The sequence below is a fragment of the Stenotrophomonas sp. FR012 genome (assembly GCF_047520565.2).
Taxonomy (GTDB): Bacteria; Pseudomonadota; Gammaproteobacteria; order Xanthomonadales; family Xanthomonadaceae; genus Stenotrophomonas; species Stenotrophomonas sepilia.
The window spans coordinates 176471-192682 of sequence record NZ_JAXBQL020000001.1; the positions used below are offsets into that span (position 1 = coordinate 176471).

Here is a 16212-nt window from a genome sequence, read left to right on the forward strand (position 1 = left end):
CCCGGCCGTGATCAGCCCTTGACCACGCCCAGTTCGACACCGATGCGGGTGAACGCATCAATCGCCCGGTCCAGGTGCTCGCGGCTGTGCGCGGCGCTGATCTGGGTACGGATGCGGGCCTGGCCCTTGGGCACCACCGGGAAGAAGAAGCCGATCGCGTAGATGCCTTCTTCCAGCAGGCGCTCGGCGAACTTCTGCGCCAACGGTGCGTCATACAGCATCACCGGGCTGATCGGATGCACGCCCGGCTTCACGTCGAAACCGGCGGCGGTCATCTTCTCGCGGAAGTAGGCGGTGTTCTCGGCCAGGGTGCTGCGCAGGTCGTCAGCGGCAGCCAGCATTTCGAACGCCTTGATGCCGGCGGCCACCACGTGCGGCGGCAGCGAGTTGGAGAACAGGTACGGGCGCGAGCGCTGGCGCAGCAGTTCGATCACCTCGGCGCTGGCGCAGGTGAAGCCGCCCAGTGCGCCGCCCATGGCCTTGCCCAGAGTGCCGGTGATGATGTCGATCTTCTCCAGCACCCCCTTCACTTCGGCCGAGCCGCGGCCGGTGGCGCCAAGGAAGCCGGTGGCGTGGCATTCGTCGATGTGCACCAGGGCGTTGTACTTCTTTGCCAGCGCGGTGATCTCGTTCAGCGGCGCGATGAAGCCATCCATCGAGAAAACGCCGTCGGTGGTGATCAGCTTGGTCTTGCAGCCGGCGGCATCGGCGGCCTGCAGCTGGGCTTCCAGATCGGCCATGTCACAGTTGGCGTAGCGGAAGCGCTTGGCCTTGCACAGGCGCACGCCGTCGATGATCGAAGCATGGTTCAGTGCATCGGAAATGATCGCGTCGTTCTCGCCAAGCAGCGGCTCGAACAGGCCGCCGTTGGCGTCGAAGCAGGCCGCGTACAGGATGGTGTCCTGCTTGCCGAAGAAGTCGGCGATCTGCTTTTCCAGCTGCTTGTGCAGGTCCTGCGTGCCGCAGATGAAGCGCACCGAGGCCATGCCGAAGCCGTGGGTATCGAGTGCGTCCTTGGCGGCCTGGATCAGGTCCGGATGGTCGGCCAGTCCCAGGTAGTTGTTGGCACAGAAATTCAGCACCTTGCGGCCGTCGTCGAGGGTGATCTCCGCAGACTGCGGGCTGGTGATGATCCGCTCGGACTTGAACAGGCCCTGGGCGCGGATGGCGTCCAGTTCCTCGGCGTAGTGGCGGGTCAGGGCGGAGGAGGCGTCGGTCATGGCGTGGGCACGGCTCTGAACGGGAAACCGCTGATTCTAACGGGCATCGCCGCTTGCCGACCGGCCCGGGCGGGGCATCGCCACGGCCGGCACATGTTGCATCGCAATAGCAAAGTGGTTAAAAATTCGTGAACCGGAGCTGTCCCGTTCCGGCCGATACGCCCGCCCTCGGCCTTCCACGCCACCGCCCCCACCGGAGACGCTCATGAAGCACGCCCGTGCCTGCCTCGCCATTGCCGCTGCCTTGACCCTGGCTGCCCCGTTCGCCGCCAGTGCCCAGGAAAACGAATCGCCGTACAGCTGGAACGTCACCGCCGTGTCGGACTACCTGTTCCGTGGTGTCTCGCAGACCGACGAAAAGCCGACCCTGCAGGCCGGTTTCACCTACACCTCGCCGGTAGGCCTGTATGCCGGTGTCTGGGGGTCGGGCGTGGACTTTGGTCCGGGCGACCCGAACACCGAGGTCGACTACCAGATCGGTTACGGCGTGGACGTCACCCCGCGCGTCAACTTCGATGTGCTGCTGAACCGCTATACCTACATCGGTGCCAGCAACCAGAACTACAACGAGCTGGTGACCACCACCACGCTGGATGAGACCTACAAGCTGACGGTGGCCTACACCAATGACCAGTGGAACAGCGGCACCGACGGTTGGTACTACGGTGTCGGCGGCCAGTGGGGCCTGCCGCGTGACTTCACCCTCAACGCCAATGTCGGCCGCAGCAGCTTCGAGAAGGGCCTGGCCAAGGACTACACCGACTGGAACGTCGGCGTCAGCCGCCAGTTCGGCCTGTTCAACGTCGGCCTGGGCTACTACGGTACCGACGGCAATGGCCGTGACAACTCGGGCAAGCTGGCACACAGCCGCGTGCTGCTGACCGTGGCCGTCGGCAAGTAACCCTTGCTTCGGTAGGTGCCAGGCTTGCCTGGCATGCTTTACGAAAAAGGCGCCCATCGGGCGCCTTTTTCAATTCCGCAGTGTTCTTGATCCCATCCGGGGGAGAGCCCCCTTGTTGTTCAAGGGGGCGCGCCAATGGCGCGGGGATAAGGAAACATGCGCGGACTGATTCAACGTGCCGAGGGCACGGTGAATCAGTTCCAGCTGAGCACGACCTTGCCGGCCTTGCCTTCTTCCATCAGGTCGAAACCCTTCTGGAAGTCGTCGATCGGCAGCTGGTGGGTCATCACCTTGCCGAGCGGGAAGCCGGACAGCACCAGCTGGGTCATCTTGTACCAGGTCTCGTACATCTTGCGGCCGTAGATGCCCTGCACGGTCAGGCCCTTGAAGATGATCTTGTCCCAGTCGCAGCCGGCGCCCTTGGGCATGATGCCGAGCATGGCGATCTTGCCGCCGTGGTACATGCAGTCGAGCATGTCGTTGAACGCACGCGGGTTGCCGCTCATTTCCAGGCCCACGTCGAAGCCCTCCATGTGCAGTTCCTTCATCACGTCCTTCAGCGACTGGTTGGCGACGTTGACCACCCGGGTGGCGCCCATGTCGGCGGCCAGCTTCAGGCGGAAGTCGTTGACGTCGGTCACCACCACGTTGCGCGCACCGATGTGCTTGCAGATGCCGGCAGCGATGATGCCGATCGGGCCCGCGCCGGTGATCAGCACGTCCTCACCGATCACGTCGAATTCCAGTGCGCAGTGCGCTGCGTTGCCGTACGGGTCGAAGAACGCGGCCAGCTCCGACGGGATCTGGTCCGGGATCGGCCACAGGTTGCTGGCCGGCATCACCATGTATTCGGCAAAGGCACCATTGACGTTGACGCCGATGCCGACGGTGTTCGGGCACAGGTGCGGGCGGCCGCCGCGGCAGTTACGGCAGTGGCCGCAGACGATGTGGCCTTCGGCCGAGACGCGCTGGCCGATCTCGTAGCCGGTCACGCCCGGGCCGATTTCGGCAATGCGGCCGACAAATTCATGGCCGATGGTCAGGCCCGGCTTGATCGTGCGCTGGCTCCACTCGTCCCACAGGTAGATGTGCAGGTCGGTACCGCAGATCGCGGTCTTCTCGAGCTTGATCAACACCTGGTTGGGGCCCGGAGTCGGCACCGGAACCTCTTCCATCCAGATGCCCTTGGCTGCTTCGCGCTTGACCAGGGCCTTCATCGTTTGCTGCGCCATCGGGGTGGAACTCATCAGGGGGAAAGCGCGGATTATAGGGTGCCGCGCGGATTTCCCATGTTGCGCTGCGGGTGCAGTGGCGGAACGAAAGGCGTGCGCCGGCGGGCGTTTCGAACGTGCTGCAAACAGCAGCGCCTCCTTGATTCCGGGGGAGGGGGCGTGGTCACCCTGGCCGGGACACGCAAAAGCCCATCCATGGTGCTCGATGGCGCCATCCATGGCGCCAACGGTCCCGGCCAGGGTGACCACGCCCCTCTGGACGATTCCATGTGCGCGGCCGACGTGCGCATGGCAGAGCAAGAAGCAGGCCCATGACTTCCGGGGTTCGGGCCGGGGCAGGGCAGCGGGCTACAATCGAGGGTTCCACTACCAGGGGCCGCTCCATGCGCTCGAACCTGCTTGCATTCTCCATCGTCGCCAGCCTTGGGCTGGTCCAGGTCGCCCACGCCGCAGAAGGCATGTGGGTGCCGCAGCAGCTGCCGGAAATCGCCGGGCCGCTGCAGAAGGCCGGCCTGAAGCTGTCCCCGGAGCAGCTGGCCGACCTGACCGGTGACCCGATGGGTGCGGTGGTTGCGCTGGGGGGCTGCACCGCCAGCTTCGTCTCGCCGCAGGGCCTGGTGGTCACCAACCACCACTGCGCGTATGGCGCCATCCAGCTGAATTCGACCGCGCAGAAGAACCTGATCAAGGACGGCTTCAACGCGCCGACCCTGAAGGACGAACTGAGCGCCGGCCCGAACGCCCGCGTGTTCGTGCTCGACCAGATCACCGACGTCACCGCCCAGGCCAAGGCCGCCATCGCCGCCGCCGGCAACGACCCGCTGGCCCGCAGTCGCGCGCTGGACGCCTTCGACAAGGCCCAGGTTGCCGCCTGTGAAGCCGATGCCGGCTTCCGCTGCCGCCTGTACAGCTTCTCCGGCGGCAACACCTATCGCCTGTTCCGCAACATGGAAATCAAGGACGTGCGCCTGGTCTACGCGCCCCCGGGCAGCGTCGGCAAGTTCGGCGGCGACGTCGACAACTGGATGTGGCCGCGCCACACCGGCGATTTCTCGTTCTACCGCGCCTACGTCGGCAAGGACGGCAAGCCGGCCGCCTTCGCCGCCGATAACGTGCCGTACCAGCCCAAGCACTTCCTGAAGTTCGCCGACCAGCCGCTGGGCGCCGACGACTTCGTGATGGTGGCCGGCTACCCGGGCCGCACCAACCGCTACGCGCTGGCCGGTGAGTTCAACGAAACCGCCAGCTTCACCTACCCGACCATCGCCAAGCACTACAACGCCGTGCTGAAGATGATCGCCGACGCCGGCAAGGCCGACGCCGACGTCAAGGTGAAGTACGCAGCCACCGCCGCCAGCATGAACAACGTGGCCAAGAACTACCTGGGCCAGCTGGAAGGCTTCAAGCGCATCGACGCCGCCGGCCAGAAGCAGGCTGAAGAAGCTGCCGTGCTGGCCTGGCTGAAGAAGCAGGGTGCCGCCGGCAAGCCGGCCCTGGCGGCGCACGCGCAGCTGGTCAAGCACCTGGATACCAGCAAGGCGACCCGCGAGCGCGACCTGTTCGTCGGGCAGTTCAACAACACCTCGGCCGTTGGTGCGGCAATCACCCTGTACCGCCTGTCGATCGAGCGCAGCAAGCCGGATGCCGAGCGCGAAGCCGGTTACCAGGAACGCGACCTGACCACCATCGAAGGTGGCCTCAAGCAGATGGACCGCCGCTATGTGGCGAAGATGGACCAGCAGCTGCAGGCCTACTGGCTGGAGCAGTACGTGGCCCTGCCGGCCGCGCAGCGCGACAATGAAGTGCTGAACAAGTGGCTGGCCGGTAGCGATGCCAACGCAGTCAAGGCGCTGGTGGGCAAGCTGTCGGGCACCGAGCTCGGCAGCCTGGACGCACGCCTGAAGTGGTTCAAGGCCGACCGTGCCGCATTCGAAGCCAGCAGCGATCCGGCCATCCAGTACGCCGTGGCTGTCATGCCGGCACTGCTGAAGCAGGAAGAGCAGAAGAAGATCCGCGAAGGTGAATCGCTGACCGCACGTCCGCTGTACCTGCAGGCCGTGGCCGACTACAAGAAGAGCCAGGGCGAGTTCGTCTACCCGGACGCCAACCTGTCGCTGCGCATCACCTTCGGCAACGTCATGGGCTACGGCAAGGACGGCGTGAAGTACACCCCGTTCACCACCCTGGAAGGCGTGGCGGCGAAGGAAACCGGTGAAGATCCGTTCGATTCGCCGAAGGCGCTGCTCGATGCGGTCAAGGCCAAGCGTTATGGCGGCCTGGAAGACAAGCGCATCGGCTCGGTGCCGGTGAACTTCCTGTCCAACCTGGACATCACCGGCGGCAACTCGGGTTCGCCGGTGCTGGACGCCAACGGCAAGCTGGTCGGCCTGGCATTCGATGGCAACTGGGAATCGGTCAGCTCCAACTGGGTGTTCGACCCGGTGATGACCCGCATGATCGCCGTCGACAGCCGCTACATGCAGTGGATCATGCAGGAAGTGGCGCCGGCGCCGCAGCTGCTGAAGGAACTGAACCTGGCGAAATAAACCGGTTGCGGTAGTGCCGGCCGCTGGCCGGCAAACCCGACCCGATGGCCGGGAATTCAGAAACCCCGCGACCCACGTCGCGGGGTTTTTTCATGCCCGCCCCGACCCGGCGCGCCGAACAGGTATCATCCGTGTTCCGCGCACTTCACAGGATGTGAACGAAACGCGGGAACCTCCTCCCCCCAGGACCCCTTGCACGCATGCGCATCCTGCTTGCCCGCCACGGTGAAACGCCGTGGAACGCCGAAGGCCGCTATCAGGGCCAGATCGACATCCCGCTGTCGCCGATCGGCGAAGCCCAGGCCCAGGCACTGGGTGCCCGCCTGGCCTCGGTCGACATCACCCGTGCCGTCGCCTCGCCGCTGTCGCGCGCGCAGCGCACCGCGCAGCTGGCGCTTGGCGCCGCCCGTGCCGACATGCTGCTGACCGAGCCGGAACTGCAGGAAATCGCCCACGGCGAATGGGAAGGGCTGCTGGCCAGCGAGATCCACGAGAAGGATCCGTCGCGCCTGCAGGCCTGGCGCGAGGAGCCGGATACCGTGCTGATGCCCGGCGGCGAATCGCTGCGCCTGGTGCTGGAGCGCAGCTGGCGCGGCCTGGCCCGCGCCACCGAGGGCCTCGGCGAGCACGACACCCTGCTGGTGGTCGCCCATGACGCGGTGAACCGCGTGATCCTGTGCAAGGTGCTGGGCCTGCCGATCTCCCGCCTGTGGACCTTCCGCCAGGCACCGACCACGCTCAACCTGCTCGAAGGCGCCGACCTTGACAGCCTGGAAGTGGTGCGCCTGAACGACTGCGCCCACCACACGCCGTTCTTCGGCGAAGCCAAGCACCGCGCACTCTGATCGATCCCCTCGCACCAACTGCTTCTGCTGGAACCGCTGCCGTGACGAACACCCCGACCACCCTGGCCGACTGGCTGGACTACATTGAACGCCAGCACCCGGCGAGCATCGACATGGGCCTGGAGCGCGTGCGCGCCGTGGCCACGGCGATGGGCCTGGGGGCGCCGGCCAAGCGCACCATCGTGGTCGGTGGCACCAACGGCAAGGGCTCCACCGTGGCCTTCATCGAAGCCATTGCACGTGCCGCCGGCTGGAAGGTGGGCGCGTACACCTCGCCACACCTGCTGCGCTACAACGAGCGCGTGCGCATCGACGGCCAGGACGTGGACGATGCCGCGCTGGTCGCTGCGTTCAGTGCGGTCGAGGCCGCGCGTGGCGAGACCACGCTGACCTATTTCGAGTACGGCACGCTGGCTGCGCTGCAGCTGTTCGCCGACGCCGGGCTGGACCTGGCGGTGCTGGAAGTGGGCCTGGGCGGCCGCCTGGATGCGGTCAACATCGTCGATGCCGATGTGGCGGTGATCACCACCGTGGACATTGACCACGCCGAGTGGCTGGGCGAGGACCGCGAGGCGATCGGCACCGAGAAGGCCGGCATCATCCGCGGCTGGAAGCCGGTGATCCTGGGCGAGACCGACCCGCCCTCGAGCGTGCTCGCGCGTGCCTACCTGGTCGGTGCCAACGCGATCCGCGGCGGCAGCGATTACTTCTACGAGCCGATCGACGCCCAGCGCTGGCGCTGGCGCGATGTCGGCCTGCGCATGGAATTGCCGACCCCGGCGCTGGCCGGCCCGATCCAGCTGGCCAATGCCGGTGCGGCCATCGCCGCGCTGCGCGCGCTGGACAAGCCGGTGCCGCGCGCGGCGTGGGCCGCCGGTATCGCGGCGGCGCGCATTCCGGGCCGCCTGCAGGCGTTCGAGCGTTGCGGTGTGCAGATCCGCGTCGACGTCGGGCACAACCCGCAGGCGGCGGGCCAGCTGGCGCGCGCGCTGAAGGCCGAGGCGTCGGCCGGGCGCACCTTGGCGGTGTATGCCGCATTGCAGGACAAGGACGCGGCGGGCGTGGTGCAGGCATTGCAGGGCGTGGTTGCCGAGTGGACCCTTGCCGGCCTGGACGGCCCGCGCGGCCAGAGTGCCGCCCAGTTGCAGGCGCGCCTGGCCGAGACCGCTGCTGGCAGCGCGCAGCTGGCCGCTTCGGTCGAACAGGCGCTGGCGCAGGTACTGGCCCGGGCCGAGCGCGGTGACCGCGTACTGGTGTTTGGCTCCTTCCATACCGCTGCCGCCGCGTTGCAGTGGTTGCAGGGCAGCGCCTGAGCCACGTTCAGCCAATCCCGACGCCGTCCGGTCCGGCACCCGTATAATCGACCGCAACCTCCGGACAGTTGCCGCCTCACGTGGATACGCCTCTGAAACAGCGTCTGATTGGTGCCATCGTGCTGGTTGCACTGGCCGTGATTTTCCTGCCGATGCTGGTCAAGGGGCCTGCACCGGACAGCGGCGTGACCTCGGTGCCGATCGCCGCGCCGGATGCACCGGCCGATGGCCAGTTCGAAACCCGTGAACTGCCGCTGGTGGCCCCGGCCGGTGGGGCTACCGGCCTGCAGACCGGGCAGGCCAAGCCGCTGCAGGAGGCCGCCACGCCGGCCACGCCGCCGACCGTGGACACGTCCCCGGCGGTTGCCGCCGGCAACTACGCCGTCACTTTTGGCGCCTACGGCAGCAAGGCCGACGCCGATGCCGTGATCGCCTACCTGCAGCGCTCGCAGCTGCCGGGCTTCGCAGAAGCGACTACCATCAACGGCCGTCAGGCATGGCGTGTGCGCGTGGGGCCGTATGCCGACCGTGCACAGGCCGAGGCGGCCCGGCTGCAGGCGGTGAAGATCCGCGCCGATGTGAAGGCCGAAGTGATCACCCTGGATGCCGCAACGGGCAGCAGCGCCCCGGTGGCAGCTACCCCGGCACCGGCTACGCCAAGCGCCAGTTCCCCGTCCGCAGCCACCTCGCCGTCCGCCAGCAGCAACCCGGTGCGCAGCGAAAGCCTGCCGCCGAGTACGCCGACTGCGACGGCCACTCCGGCGGCCAAGCCCGAGCCGCCGAAGCCGGCGCCGAAGCCCGAAACCCCGAAGCCCGAGCCGAAGCCGGAGGCCACCGCCAGCAAGCCGGCGACGGCACCGACCACGCCGGCTGCACCGGCGGCCAGCGGCGTCGGCTTCGCCGTGCAGCTGGGCGCGTTCGGTCAGGCCAGCGATGCCAATGCGCTGCGTGACAAGGCCCGTGCTGCCGGCTTCAGCGCCTTCGTCGAGCAGGTGCGTACCGAAAAGGGCACCCTGCATCGCGTCCGTGTCGGACCGGTGGCCAACCGGGCTGACGCCGAGCAGCTGAAGGCGCAGGTCGCCGCCAAGGTTGGCGTCGCCGGCATGGTCCGACCGCACCCATGACCGACGCGCAGGCCCGTTGCCAGCGCCGCCGAAGGAGCGGGGCGCCATGATCGACGTGGTGCTGCTGATCGTGATCGCCGCCTCGACCCTGCTCGGGATGCTGCGTGGCTTCGTGGGAATCGTCATCGGCACGTTGTCGTGGCTGCTGGCCGCGTGGGCGGCCTTCGCCTTCGGCAGCGATGCCGCGCGCTGGTGGGCGGCGCCCGCCGCACCTGGCGGCGAACATTTCGTCGGCGGCTACCTGGGCGTGGGCATTGGCGTGATGATCGTGGTCGCGGTGATCGGCATGGTCATCAAGGCGATGATCCACCGCAGCATGCTGACCAGCCTGGACCGGTTGCTGGGCGGTGTACTGGGTGCCGTGCGTGGTGGCCTGATCGCGGCGATCCTGGTGCTGCTGGCCGGCTTCACCCCGCTGGCTGCCGAGCCCTCCTGGAAGCGCTCGGCGGTTCGCCCGGTGCTGAATCCGGCCGTGACCTGGATGAACGGGAAGCTGCCGCGCTGGCAGGTACCGGGCGCCGATATGCTGCCCAAGGCCTTGCCGACCGACATGCTGTCCCCATCTGCATTGATGGAATTGGGGAAGAACGCAGGCGCCGGGTTGGGAAAGCCGGGCGCGGCAGGCGATAATGGCATCCTCAACCAGGTAGTGGCAGGCAGCGGATGGCTGCGGCCTGCGAAAGCGGAACAGGGCGATGCATACGATCCGGCCGAAGTGCGCCCGGACGCCCCAGCACTGCCGGACAGTATCGAGCCGGACGATCCGGCCAATGTCGACCGCAGGCGCGGCGATCACCGCGGCCAGGTACGGCCACCTTCCTTGTAACTGGGCACAGCCCAGCGGAGACCTCGCACCATGTGTGGCATCGTCGGAATCGTCGGCAACCAGAACGTCGCCGGGCAGTTGTATGACGGCTTGACCGTTCTCCAGCACCGCGGCCAGGACGCGGCAGGTATCGCCACCGCCAATGGCAGCCGCCTGCGGGTGCAGAAGGCCACCGGCCTGGTCCGCGATGTGTTCGACGCTCGCACCATGTCCACGCTGGAAGGCAGCGTCGGCATCGCGCACGTGCGCTATCCGACGGCAGGTTCGGAAGGCATGGACGAGGCACAGCCGTTCTACGTGAATTCACCGTACGGCATCGCGCTGGCCCACAACGGCAACCTGATCAACACCGAGGCGCTGCGCCAGCAGGTGTTCGAACAGGACCGGCGCAACGTCAACACCGATTCGGACAGCGAAGTGCTGTTGAACGTGTTTGCCTACGAACTGGAGCAGCAGCGCCAGCTCAGCCCGGAAGCCGCGATCCGCGCGGTGGCCGGCGTGCATCGCCGCTGCAAGGGCGGCTATGCAGTGGTCAGCGTGGTGCTGGGCCTGGGCCTGGTGGCCTTCCGCGACCCGCATGGCATCCGCCCGCTGGTGCTGGGCAAGCGCAGCCACGCAGAAGGCGAGGAGTACATCGTGGCGTCCGAGTCGGCCGCGCTGGACGTGCTGGGTTTCCAGCGCGTGCGTGACGTGCAGCCGGGCGAAGCGCTGGTGATCACCGCGCGCGGCGAGCTGTTCTCGGAAATCTGCGCCGAGCCGGCCGAGCACACCCCGTGCATCTTCGAATACGTGTACTTCGCGCGACCGGATTCGATGATCGACAACGTCTCGGTGCACAAGGCACGCATGCGCATGGGCATCAAGCTGGGCGAGAAGATCCTGCGCCTGCGCCCGGACCACGACATCGACACCATCATCCCGATCCCGGATACCTCGCGCGATGCCGCGCTGGAGATCTCCAATGTGCTCGGGGTGAAGTACCGCGAAGGCTTCATCAAGAACCGCTACATCGGCCGCACCTTCATCATGCCGGGGCAGGGGGAACGCGTGAAGTCGGTGCGCCGCAAGCTCAACCCGATCCACCTGGAGTTCCGCAACCGCGTGGTGCTGCTGGTGGACGATTCGATCGTGCGTGGCACCACCAGCCAGCAGATCGTGCAGATGGCCCGTGATGCCGGCGCGCGCAAGGTCTACCTGGCCAGCGCCGCGCCGCCGGTGCGCTACCCGAACATCTACGGCATCGACATGCCGGCGGCCGAAGAGCTGGTCGCGCACAACCGCACGGTGGAAGAGATCGAGGCCCACCTGGGCTGCGACTGGCTGATCTACCAGGACCTGGAAGACATGGAAGCGGCGGTGAGCGAAGGCAACCCGGCGCTGCGCAGCTTCGATTCGTCCTGCTTCAACGGCCACTACCCGACCGGTATCGAGCCGGGCTACTTCGAGCGCATCCAGCAGTTGCGTTCGGACGATGCCAAGCACAAGCGCCGCGCCTGAGGATCAGGCGTGGTGGATGTGCCCGACGTTGGTGGCGACCTGCTGCGCGCTGCGCAGCAGTGCCTGGCTGAAGCCGATCCGCTGCGCAAGGTCGCATTGACCCAGGCGTATGCGGCCGCGTTCCGTGCCGGTCGCCTGAAGGTGGCCGCAGATGCGCCGCCGCCGGATCCGATCTGCATGCCGGGTCGTCCGGGACGACTGGTGCTGGTGCATCCGCGCGAGGTGCCACGGCGTGGACTGGGCGGCGTGGAAGGGCGGGCTGCCTTCATCCACGCCATCGCCCATATCGAGCTCAACGCGATCGACCTGGCCTGGGACGCGGTGTACCGGTTCCGGGGCCTGCCGTCGGCGTTCCATGCTGATTGGGTCAGCTGTGCCGATGACGAATCGCGGCATTTCATGCTGCTGCGCGAGCGCCTGCAGGTGCATGGCCACGACTATGCGGATTTCCCCGCACACAACGGTCTGTGGGAAATGTGCGAAAAGACCGCGCATGACGGCCTGGCGCGCATGGCGCTGGTGCCGCGCGTGCTGGAAGCGCGTGGCCTGGACGTCACCCCGGGCATGATCGAGAAGCTGCGCAATGTCGGCGATGGCGAAACCGCCGATGTGCTGGAGGTGATCCTGCGTGAGGAAGTGGCGCATGTTGCCGCCGGTTCGCGCTGGTATCGCTGGTACTGCGACCGCGCCGGTGCCGAGCCGCGCACGCGTTTCAAGGAGCTGCTGGTGGAGTACGCCGGCGGCTACCTGCACGGGCCGTTCAACATGGAAGCGCGCCTGCTGGCCGGATTCGATGCGGACGAACTCGCCAACCTGGTCGAGCAGGCCGGTTGAAGAAAAGGGGACGGAGGGATCAAGTCGTTTGTGCCAAAACGACTTGATCCCTCCGTCCCCTTTTTCATGCGTTCGGCAGTACCACGCGCTTGCCATCCACCGTTGGCCGGTTGATGTAGAACAGGCCGGGGCCCGGCCGGTACGGCAGCTCGCTGACGCCGGCATCGGCGGCGTAGGTCAGTGCGGTGTCGCCCAGCGCGTCGAAGTTCCAGTGCGCCGACTGCATCAGGTAACGCCGCCGCAACAGCGCCTCCTGGGTTTGCGTCAGTGGCTGTCCGGCCACCAGTCGTCGTGCGATGGGTTGCAGGGCGGACGGCAGCTCCCAGCCGGGGACTGCGTTGGCATTGGCCGTCCATCGCACGCCGGCATCAATGGCATGCTGCTGCATCACCTGAAGCGCGATCAGCTGGTAGCGCCAGTCGATGCGCCGGCGCAACACCACGGCCGCCGTCACGTACAGCACCGGTGACAGCACTACGCTGCGGCTGCCGGCGCGACGCTGTTGCTGCCACTGGTGCCAGACATCCACCCAGACTTCCTTTTCGTCCAGGCCCAGCTGCTGCCGCCAGCGCTCGGCATCGGCCTGTGCCTCGGCGTAGGCCGTGGTCGCCTGCAGGATCGCCAGCGGTGGCGTCTGGTACTCGGCCACGCTCGGGCGGCGCAGCAGCTGCCGGCGCGGGCGACTGAGCAGCTTGGGCCCTTCTTCGAGCTGGTTGTAGCCGCCGCCGATGTTGGCGTGCACGCCGGGCAGTGCGATCTCGGTGAACGCTGGCGCCACGCTGGTCAATGGATAGTGCTGGCGATGCTCGTCACGCGCGCTCAGTTGCAGCACCTGCCTGGCAACGCCTGCATGCAGCGCGAGGTGAGGTTGTTCGTCGGTGCGGCCACCGCTGACCGCAACCACCGTGTCGAACAGGCCGATGAAGCGCAGCGGCGGATCGGCCGGGGCGAAGTCCGTTGTGCAGGACAGGCCAGCGGCCTGCAACAGCTGCCGCCAGCGGGTGCGATCCCAGGCCTGCAACTGGTTGGCCACATCGCGCGCGGCGGCCGCACCCCGTGAAAAGCCGAACAGATCCAGCTGCACGCCACGCAGTGGTCGCTGCCAGCGTGCAGCGAGTGCACCCAGTGCCGCCGGCAGCAGCACCTGCAGCGCACGCTGCACTTTGGCGCGCACACCGCTGGCGCCAATGCCGAACGCCAGTCCGATCAGGTCGTCGTCGGCGTCATCGCGGGTACCGACACCTTCCACGTAGATCGACAGCGAGGGGGCCGCCGATGTCCCGCTGCGGCTGTCCGGGTACAGCTGCTGCAGGCGGGCGATGTTGGTCAGGCCATTGTCGTAGCTGCTGGTCAACCGGCTCTGGTAGGTCGAATCGTCATCCGCACGCAGCTGCGCCGGGCGCGGCTGCGGCAGCTGGGGCCTGCCACGGGCCAGGTTGTGTGCGTTGTTGCGGGTGCCATCGAAGAACAGCCCGATCCGCAGCAAGCCGACATCTTCGTCCGTGTCCTGCGATGGTGCCATGTGCATTCCCCGTCGTGGCCGCGTCACGGTAGCGCGAAAGCGGTGTATTCGCGACGTGTAGCAACGCTTTTGACCTTACTTAATCCAGATGCGGTCGATCACAAATCCTGATTTTCACTTCTCTCGCCTATTGAATTCACACGACCCGCGCAGGCCATATGACCAGACCCGGCAAACCGGGTCGTGCTGCATCAACGCTGTTCACATCATTCAAGGAGCGACGCAATGTTGTCCAGATCGATTGGCAAAGCGGCAGGTGGCCTGGTGTTGGGTTTGTCGGTGGCAGCGGCCGCGCATGCGGCACCGTTGTTCGAGCCGGTGACGGTCATCAGCCGCGCATCGGCAAACAGCGAGCCCGCACTGGGCAAGCTGCTGGCCACCCCGTCCACGGCGACGGTACAGGAAGTGCGTGTCGATGCAGCAGCCACTGCACAACCGCAGCTGGAATTCGAACTGCTCGGCCAGCGGGTGCAGGCGTTGCGCAGCAAGGTCGAAGCACTGCCCGATGGCGGCAGCATCTGGTACGGCCAGTTCCGTTCGCCCTCGGACAAGCTGACTGCGGCCACTTCCAACGGCCAGGACGACCCCGGCAATTCGCTGATCCTGGTGCGCTCGGGCGACACCGTCACCGGCTCGATCCGCAAGGATGGAAAGCTGTATCGCCTGCGCCCTTTGGGCAACCGCCACGTACTGGTGGAAGTGGATGAATCGCGGATGCCGGCCGACCATCCGGCCGACTACAACCAGCTGCCGAAGATCCCGATGGGCAACAACGATCGCATCGGCATCGCGCAGGCATCGTCCGGTACGCCGGCGACCATCCGTGTGCTGGTGGTGGCGACCAATGCCGCCGTCGCCGCCTATGGCGGCAACATGCAGTCGCTGGTGCAGCTGGCGGTGGCCGAATCCAACCAGGGCTACGGCAACAGCAACGTCGGCCTGACGCTGCAACTGGCCGGTTACGAGACCACCAGCTACAGCGAGTCTGGCAACTTCACCACCGACCTGTCGCGTTTCCGTGGCACCAGCGACGGCTACATGGACAGCATCCACACCAGCCGCAACACCACCGCGGCCGATGTCGGCGTGCTGCTGATCAACAACAGTGCCTACTGCGGCCTGGCCTCGGGGATTGGCTCGACCGCGTCGACGGCGTTTGCGGCGGTGTACTGGGATTGCGCGACCGGCTACTACTCATTCGCGCATGAGATCGGCCACCTGCAGAGCGCGCGGCATGACATCGCCACCGACCCGAGCACATCACCCTACGCCTATGGCCACGGCTACCGCTATGAGCCGTCCAGCGGCACCGGCTGGCGCACGATCATGGCCTATAACTGCACCCGCAGCTGCCCGCGCCTGAACTACTGGTCCAACCCGAACATCAGCTACAACGGCATCCCGATGGGCAATGCCAGTACCGCTGACAACCAGCGCGTGCTGGTCAACACCAAGGCCACCATCGCGGCCTTCCGCTGAGGCCAAGCGCCGACCAAGCGGCGGCGTCTACCCGGGCGCGTTCACCGGCTCGGGTAGATGCCAACCCTGGTTGGCATCCTGCGATCCATCAATCGCGGGCGAGCGTATCCAGCGACCAGCCGTTGGCATCCACACGCAGCACCGAACCCTGTTCGTACCAGTCACCCAGCACGATACGGATGCAATCGCGTCCACCGGCCTGCAGTGCGTGGATGGCCGGACGGTGCGTGTGACCGTGGATCATGGTGTCCACGCCGTGGCGGACGAAGGTAGCATCGACTTCGGACGGGGCCACGTCGGTGACGGTCTCAAACTGCGCACGATCGCCCTGCTTCATTTCCGACTGGCGGGCCTGGCTCGCCTCGCGCGCCTTCTGCGCGAAGGCGATGCGTGCGGCCAGCGGCTGCGACAGGAACTGCGCCTGGAACACCGGGTCGCGGGTCTGCGCACGGAACTGCTGGTAGGGGATGTCATCGGTGCACAGCAGGTCACCATGCTGCAGCAGCACCGGGCGGCCGTACAGCTCGATCATGCACGGGTCGGGCAGGATGCGCAGGCCGGCACGGCGCGCATAGTCCTCGCCAAGCAGGAAGTCGCGGTTGCCGCGGATGAAGTACACGGGCACGCCGCTGTCGGACAGCACCTTCAACGCATCGGCCACCGCATCGGCGGCCGGAGAGGGCGTGTCGTCGCCGATCCAGGCCTCGAACAGGTCGCCGAGAATGTACAGCGCATCGGCGCCGGGCGCCTGCTCGCGCAGGAAGCGCAGGAACAGGTCGGTGATCTCCGGACGGCTGGGGTCCAGGTGCAGGTCGGATATGAACAACGTGGTCATGCCTGCATTCTAGGCCATCAATGATGATGGTAGCGCCG

The 16212-nt window shown here is 66.8% G+C and carries 13 protein-coding genes; 9 read left to right on the top strand and 4 right to left on the bottom strand.

Going from position 1 to position 16212, the window contains the following annotated elements; genetic code table 11:
• Positions 1-11 precede the first annotated feature (11 nt).
• On the bottom strand, positions 12-1220 hold the full coding sequence (gene kbl / locus ACM0O9_RS00850; protein ID WP_414604113.1) for a glycine C-acetyltransferase: 1209 nt from the start codon (positions 1218-1220) through the stop codon (positions 12-14).
• 205 nt (positions 1221-1425) lie between these two features.
• On the opposite strand from kbl, the gene ACM0O9_RS00855 reads away from it, so the two are divergent.
• A complete protein-coding gene (locus ACM0O9_RS00855) occupies positions 1426-2121 on the top strand; it encodes a TorF family putative porin (protein WP_111176494.1) in 696 nt (231 codons plus the stop codon).
• Between the two features lie 194 nt (positions 2122-2315).
• On the opposite strand, the gene tdh is transcribed toward ACM0O9_RS00855, so the two are convergent.
• The gene (gene tdh, locus ACM0O9_RS00860) at positions 2316-3338 is read right to left on the bottom strand and encodes an L-threonine 3-dehydrogenase (protein ID WP_005415442.1); all 1023 of its coding nucleotides are present in this window, start codon (positions 3336-3338) and stop codon (positions 2316-2318) included.
• A gap of 398 nt (positions 3339-3736) precedes the next feature.
• Here tdh and ACM0O9_RS00865 point away from each other — a divergent pair, with 398 nt between their 5' ends.
• The 7 genes from ACM0O9_RS00865 to ACM0O9_RS00895 all read left to right on the top strand — a co-directional run bounded on the left by ACM0O9_RS00865 (position 3737) and on the right by ACM0O9_RS00895 (position 12338).
• Entirely contained in the window at positions 3737-5899 is a 2163-nt protein-coding gene (locus ACM0O9_RS00865) for a S46 family peptidase (protein ID WP_053500141.1), read from the top strand.
• 200 nt (positions 5900-6099) lie between these two features.
• The gene (locus ACM0O9_RS00870) at positions 6100-6744 is read left to right on the top strand and encodes a histidine phosphatase family protein (protein WP_008268389.1); all 645 of its coding nucleotides are present in this window, start codon (positions 6100-6102) and stop codon (positions 6742-6744) included.
• A 41-nt stretch (positions 6745-6785) separates the two neighbouring features.
• On the top strand, positions 6786-8057 hold the full coding sequence (gene folC, locus ACM0O9_RS00875; RefSeq protein ID WP_065179523.1) for a bifunctional tetrahydrofolate synthase/dihydrofolate synthase: 1272 nt from the start codon (positions 6786-6788) through the stop codon (positions 8055-8057).
• Between the two features lie 80 nt (positions 8058-8137).
• Entirely contained in the window at positions 8138-9181 is a 1044-nt protein-coding gene (locus tag ACM0O9_RS00880; protein WP_414604114.1) for an SPOR domain-containing protein, read from the top strand.
• 46 nt (positions 9182-9227) lie between these two features.
• On the top strand, positions 9228-10007 hold the full coding sequence (locus ACM0O9_RS00885; RefSeq protein WP_065179521.1) for a CvpA family protein: 780 nt from the start codon (positions 9228-9230) through the stop codon (positions 10005-10007).
• A 30-nt stretch (positions 10008-10037) separates the two neighbouring features.
• The gene (gene purF, locus ACM0O9_RS00890) at positions 10038-11504 is read left to right on the top strand and encodes an amidophosphoribosyltransferase (protein WP_065185785.1); all 1467 of its coding nucleotides are present in this window, start codon (positions 10038-10040) and stop codon (positions 11502-11504) included.
• A gap of 9 nt (positions 11505-11513) precedes the next feature.
• Entirely contained in the window at positions 11514-12338 is an 825-nt protein-coding gene (locus ACM0O9_RS00895; protein WP_065179519.1) for a ferritin-like domain-containing protein, read from the top strand.
• Positions 12339-12402: 64 nt separating this feature from the next.
• Here ACM0O9_RS00895 and ACM0O9_RS00900 read toward each other — a convergent pair whose 3' ends face one another.
• Positions 12403-13860, bottom strand: coding sequence for a T6SS phospholipase effector Tle1-like catalytic domain-containing protein (locus tag ACM0O9_RS00900; protein ID WP_414604115.1), 1458 nt, complete (start codon positions 13858-13860; stop codon positions 12403-12405).
• A gap of 225 nt (positions 13861-14085) precedes the next feature.
• Between ACM0O9_RS00900 and ACM0O9_RS00905 the strand changes: the two genes are divergently transcribed.
• Complete coding sequence (locus ACM0O9_RS00905; protein ID WP_197598408.1) at positions 14086-15339, top strand: M12 family metallo-peptidase; 1254 nt, start codon at positions 14086-14088, stop codon at positions 15337-15339.
• A gap of 88 nt (positions 15340-15427) precedes the next feature.
• Here ACM0O9_RS00905 and lpxH read toward each other — a convergent pair whose 3' ends face one another.
• Positions 15428-16174 (bottom strand): UDP-2,3-diacylglucosamine diphosphatase, encoded by a 747-nt coding sequence (gene lpxH, locus ACM0O9_RS00910; RefSeq protein ID WP_095377045.1) that lies wholly within the window; start codon positions 16172-16174, stop codon positions 15428-15430.
• Positions 16175-16212: the final 38 nt, after the last annotated feature.